Annotated in this window: 1 protein-coding gene; it reads left to right on the top strand. The window is 67.8% G+C overall.

The window, feature by feature from the left end; all coding sequences use genetic code 11:
• Positions 1-98: 98 nt before the first annotated feature.
• On the top strand, positions 99-1220 hold the full coding sequence (locus tag HII36_RS55245; protein ID WP_173531397.1) for an IS630 family transposase: 1122 nt from the start codon (positions 99-101) through the stop codon (positions 1218-1220).
• Positions 1221-1263: the final 43 nt, after the last annotated feature.

The following is a 1263-nucleotide window of genomic DNA, read 5'->3' as shown; positions in this document are numbered from 1 at the left end:
CTAGTGCTGTGACCGGAAATGATCACCGGGTTGGCGTGTAGGACGGTCCTGCCGGTTGGATGAGCTGATCACGCTCGTTCCAGCAGTTGGGAGGCCCGGTGACACAACCGGTCAAGGTCCGCAGGCTCTCGGACCAAGAGGGGCAGAAACTGCAGCGCATCGTGCGACGCGGCACGATGAGCACGGTGCGGTATCGGCGGGCGATGATCCTGCTGGCCTCGGCCGGCGGCAACACCGTCCCGGTCATCGCCCGGCTGGTGCAGGCCGATGAAGACACCGTGCGGGACGTCATCCACCGCTTCAACGAGATCGGTCTGGCCTGCTTGGACCCTCAGTGGGCGGGAGGCCGTCCCCGCCTGCTGAGTCCTGACGACGAAGAGTTCATCGCGGCGACGGCCACCACGCGACCAGCCAAGCTCGGCCAGCCGTTCACCCGCTGGTCCATCCGCAAGCTCCTGCACTATCTGCGCCGCCTTCCCGGCCGGGCCATCGCCCTTGGCCGGGAGGCGTTACGCATCCTGCTGCACCGGCACGGGATCACCTTCCAGCGCACCAAGACCTGGAAGGACTCACCCGATGCGGACTTCGACGCGAAGCTGGAGGAGATCGAGTACGCCCTCACCCACCGCCCCGAGCGCACCTTCGCCTTCGACGAGTTCGGCCCGCTCGGCATCCGGCCCACCGCCGGAACCGGCTGGGCACCCGCCGGCCAGCCGAACCGGTTGCCGGCCACCTATCGCCGCACCCAGGGCGTCACCTACTTCCACGGCTGCTATTCCGTCGGCGACGACCTGCTGTGGGGCGTCAACCGAGCGCGCAAGGGCATCGACCACACCTGGGCCGCCCTGAAGTCGATCCGGGCCGCCCGCCCGGACGGCGCCCCCATCTACGTCATCTTGGACAACCTGTCGGCCCACAAGAACTGGCGTATTCGCGCCTGGGCCAAGAAGAACAAGGTCAGGCTGCTGTTCACGCCGACCTACGCCTCCTGGGCCAATCCGATCGAGGCGCACTTCGGGCCGTTACGCCAGTTCACCCTGGCCAACTCCGACCATCCCAACCACACCGTCCAGACCCGGGCTCTGCACGCCTACCTGCGCTGGCGCAACACCCACGCCCGCCACCCCGACGTACTGGCCGCCCAACGCCGCGAACGCGCCCGCATCCGCAGCGAGAAAGGCATCCGCTGGGGCGGCCGGCCCCTCACAACAGCAGCCTGAACCCATCACCCAACCCGGTGAACGTTTCCGGTCACAGCACTAG

The organism is Nonomuraea antri, from assembly GCF_013283785.1.
Classification (GTDB): domain Bacteria; phylum Actinomycetota; class Actinomycetes; order Streptosporangiales; family Streptosporangiaceae; genus Nonomuraea; species Nonomuraea antri.
This window is presented reverse-complemented; position numbering and strand designations above follow the sequence as displayed.